Annotated in this window: 5 protein-coding genes; all 5 read right to left on the bottom strand. The window is 33.2% G+C overall.

What is annotated here, in order from left to right:
* The coding region (locus tag BXY_RS07800) for an acyltransferase (protein ID WP_208946786.1) at positions 1-666 on the bottom strand (666 nt) is incomplete at its 3' end.
* Positions 663-1,676 (bottom strand): hypothetical protein, encoded by a 1,014-nt coding sequence (locus BXY_RS07795; RefSeq protein ID WP_015531634.1) that lies wholly within the window; start codon positions 1,674-1,676, stop codon positions 663-665. The genes BXY_RS07795 and BXY_RS07800, both read right to left, overlap by 4 nt.
* Positions 1,676-2,605: a glycosyltransferase gene (locus BXY_RS07790; RefSeq protein ID WP_015531633.1), complete on the bottom strand. Its 930-nt coding sequence runs from the start codon at positions 2,603-2,605 to the stop codon at positions 1,676-1,678. The genes BXY_RS07795 and BXY_RS07790 overlap by 1 nt, the downstream gene beginning before the upstream one ends.
* Before the next feature lie 62 nt (positions 2,606-2,667).
* Positions 2,668-3,978, bottom strand: coding sequence for a hypothetical protein (locus tag BXY_RS07785; RefSeq protein WP_015531632.1), 1,311 nt, complete (start codon positions 3,976-3,978; stop codon positions 2,668-2,670).
* The coding region (locus BXY_RS07780) for a glycosyltransferase family 4 protein (RefSeq protein WP_208946785.1) at positions 3,975-4,697 on the bottom strand (723 nt) is incomplete at its 5' end. The genes BXY_RS07785 and BXY_RS07780, both read right to left, overlap by 4 nt.

The following is a 4,697-nucleotide window of genomic DNA, read 5'->3' as shown; positions in this document are numbered from 1 at the left end:
GAATACAAAACCTTTTTCTCTCGTGAAATATTTGGATGTAGCAGGAAGTTTTTTTATTACTTTTGCCGGTACTCCTCCATATACTGTCCACTTTTGCTCATACTGCTTGTTCAATACGGCTCCCGCCCCTAGAACAGAATAAGCAGGTAACTTACTTCCTCCTAATATTTTGACCCCTGTACCAACAAAACAATAATCTTCTATAAAAATTGGATGGGAGTCTTGTCTTCCTTCATACACATCAATTGAATGAGTTAGGAACTGTGAATAATATCCAGCAATGGTAACATAATCACCAATAATAATTTGATTGGTGCAGTCCACATGATGATACTTCGTAATTGCCGATTCTTCTCCTATAATTAATTCACTCTTTCTTGTTTCATCATGAATAAAATGTTGGGAAGGTATGTTAGATGAAAAGCCGGTAATCCAATTACATCTTCCGATTGATGAATTCTTACCTATTACCATTTTATCCAAATGAATGGCAACATTAAATGAACCAATAGTAGCATTTTCTGCCATCTCTAAAAAAGCAGGATAGATAAACGAAAAACCGATCTTAGCTGTTGGATGGATTTTATAGTGGAACAATTTAACAAGTAAAAAACGTTTAATTCTCCATGGAAATAATACGATCAAAGCTCTTATTACATTTTTCATTTTATATCATTTAATACACTCTCAAGCATTGCTCCTCTATTTAATCTATCTCCCCACTTCTGCAAATTGCATATAAAATACTGATATTGCTCATCCGAGACATCGGCAATTTTATTTCCAACCTCTAATAAAGAATCTACAAGTAATCCTAATCCTTCTTTTTCCACAAACTTCGCCATTGCCGATTGCTTCCACACTATAAGAGGAAGTCCTGAAACTATATATAACGACACTTTATGAGATGCTATAATTCTTAAGTATTCTCCCCATGTGCCATTGCAAGTTTTCGCTGTATCACCATCCCACACAATACCCCAACTGCCTTCCAAATATCCGACATCACTTGGAGTAAATTTTCCCATATACTCAAAATTGCCCTGAAGTTTTACTTTTTTACTCCAACTACCATATAAATAAAGATGCATACTAGGACATTGAGATAAAAATTCTTGTAGGTACACACTTTTATCTATGTTTCCTGCAAAACAAAGATTATAAGTTTTTGAACGTTGGTTACCATAAAAACAATAATTATCAACAAGATAATCAAAACAAGACAAAACATAAATCTTACATTGGACAGATAAACTTCTTTCCAAATAATTTTTCATTTCATTCGTATGAACAATTATTTCATCAAATTGAGATAATGTGATTTTCTCAAGCCATGATAGTTTTCCATTTATACGGATTGAATCGATGTCATGAATTAATAATTGCTTTTTTATACATCTTCTATAAAAAGGTAATGTAAAAAATAAAAAGGTATATAATGGATATTGCATTAAAATAATTGAATGGTTGGGAATCATACGACTAATTTTATACAATTGAATAAATTTATTAATCATACGTTTAATTGCAGACTGTTCCTGCCCAACTGTCAAATACAGATTCTTATAACCATATTTCTCTAATATGCTACACACATCTTGAGGGGCTTTTGAAGCTGCTGTTCCTAAAATAATCTTATTCCCTCCTCCTGTCAAACAAAACCTATTTATATCCATTATAATGATTGATAAAGTTTAATAAATCTATCCACTACATTTTTCAAAGTAAATCTCTCTATATTTCTCAATCCACTTTGCACCAAGTAATTTCTGAAATCCAGATTATACAAGACCTTTTCTATACAAGCTTTAAGCTCATATTCATCTAATGGGTCATTCAATAAAAGAGCACCCTCATCTGCAACCCATGACATAGGGCACCTATTTGATGTTATGACAGGACATCCCACAGCTTGTGCTTCTATTATTGGCATTCCAAAGCCTTCTTGTAGAGATGGAAAAACGAGAATATCTGCTTTTTTATATTCATCAACAATTTGTTCATCGGACAAGTCATACTTATTACAAACATGTACATTCAACTCTTTAGCCAACTGCATTTGTTGGCATGTCATTTTCCTAATAACATGCAATTCATAAGTACTATTCCTTAATGCTTTTAATGTAGTTTCTAGATTCTTTTGGGGAAGAGTCCCTACTTGTAATATAATAGAAGAAGATTTCATTTTTCTGTCTTCTGAATATGTATAATTCTCAGAAAGAGAATGTTGTGGAAATACTTCAGTCTTATTATTTTTCACTAATCCATCAATAGCTTCCTTTGTTGTCGGACTAATACATAATACCTTATTCGCCAATTTTATTGGTAAATAAAGCCAAAAAATCCATTTATATAATCGATCAAAAACGCCTTTCTTTGCTGTTGTAAATGCAAAATCATCGTGAATCGTCAGAACAGATTTTACTCCTAACAAACCTATAATACAATAATGAATATCTCCTGTGATATGATTCACGCCATTTCCAGAACGTTTCCTATATACAAATAAAATATTCTTCACTACATGTATAGGATTACTTCCTATATATGGGACACTATATTCATAAACTACATATCCCTTCCTTAATTCCCTGATTAAAGGCATAAAACTTCTCTTAATACTTGAGTCATCGCCATATGCCCAATGAAAAAAAAGTTATCTCCATATTATATCCTTTTTAATGCCGACATTGTCAATATCATACTCACCACAATAACCCCCAAAGACATTGGAGTTCCAATCTGTCCATTCACTATCTCTACAAAAGCAAAAGAACATAAACACCAAGGAAGTAAATCGTTATATCTTCGAATATAGATCAATGACCTTTTCAAAATATTAATTCCCCATGCTACACGACATCCAACAATTAGCCATCCCAATAGTAATCCACATTCACCTATAATCATACCATACCCACTTTCCGCATTAAAATATGTATACATGTTTGCACTAACTAATTTTGCGCCAGCATTAGTTCCTATACCCAAACCATATCCCAAAATTGGAATATCGAAATCTACTAAACTATCAACAATTCCTCCCAATAAACGCTCTCCTATAACACCTTTTGCCAATCCACCTTCTACCTCATTAGCTGTAGTGAAACGTTCCATAAAAACATCTATACTTTCGCCAAACAGTCCCAAACTCGTTACTCCCCAAAGCAACAATAAGATCGCACATATTGACACAACAAACTGTACTCTATTCGACTTATCGAATAAGATGGCAATAAATAGAAAAGCTAACGAAATCACTGTGGTGAACATCAATGTACGAGAAATAGAATACGGTACCGATAAAATATAGCAAATTATCATCACGTACAACATCCAACGATTAATGCGTTGCTCATACCTCAATTCACTATTTTTTAATAAAAAATATATTAAGATAGAGCATACTAGTCCCTGAAAGGCAACATATCCCAAAGTAAAAGAGAAAGTTCCAGGTGGTCGAAAATATCCCAATGCCCCTCCAAAACCTGCCCCCTCCATGTCGCCACCTATTCCACGGTTTACCCATGCGCTTTGAGGAGAATAGAATTGTATTATTATTAAAATTGTCATTGGAATAGAAAGATAAAGAATGCATTTACACATCCTAAGAACGTCTTCCCTATTTAATATTTTAACAGCCACTATGATAAAAGAAAAATGAAATAAATATATTCGTAGACCATAAAGTGCTACATACAAATTATGGTGAGCAAATAATAATGCAGTTACAAAAGCAATCACTCCAAATATCATTAAACATCTGGCAAAAATATTCTTTATCCATTTGTGTTGTATCCCAACACAAAATAACCAAATAACAATAGGTTCACGAACTAATAATAAAGGAGTAGCTAAGCTAGGAAAAATCCATTTTCTTAGAGCTCCTTCAAATATTAACAAAAAAAGATAAAGCCAAACAGCTAACTTGTAGTAAATATATTGTTCGTTACGTTTTGCAATTTTTCCTATAATCATCTATCAAATAATAAAAATGTATTTATTGATGCAACTAACTCTTCTCCATAACGAGACCATGGTCTTTGTTGAGCTGTTTCCATAGCATTCTTCCCTACTCGCTCAATATCCTCTGGATGTTTTAAAATATTGAGTAAACAATTACGAATCGCCAATACAGATCCAGCTTCCACTAACCATCCATTTTCTCCAGACTGAATCAAATCTCTCCCACACGTCCTCTCCGTTGTGATTACTGGAGTTCCTTGTGACATTGCTTCTGTTACAACAAGCCCAAAACCTTCAAATAAAGAAGGAAATACTAGAATATCATGCTCACGCATTGAATCCAAGACTTTATTATGTTCCAAATAAGATATATGATTAGTATTTAACAAAGCCTCCTTTAAAGGAGGACATCCATCAATATCTCCATTACCAACAACAGTTAAACTAAACCTATCATACAAACCATCCAATGCTTCAAACAAATAACTAAGTCCCTTAGCCTGACTCAAACGCCCTACGTATAGTAACCGTATTTTACGATTTTCAACAGGAACATATACTTTTTCTAAAGTAACAGCAGGGAAGCCATAAGGAATAACTTTAATGGGAGTCTTCAATGGATAAGGAAAATCATCTAATATAGATTGTTTTGTAAAAGAACTAGCAACAAATATACAGTCAGCCATTAATAATTCTTTATCCTTGCGAAGTAGCTTTGCCTCCGAGTCATT

Source organism: Bacteroides xylanisolvens XB1A, from assembly GCF_000210075.1.
GTDB classification, from domain to species: Bacteria; Bacteroidota; Bacteroidia; order Bacteroidales; family Bacteroidaceae; genus Bacteroides; species Bacteroides xylanisolvens.
Note: the sequence above shows the minus strand (reverse complement) of the source record. Positions and strands in the feature narration are given on the sequence as shown.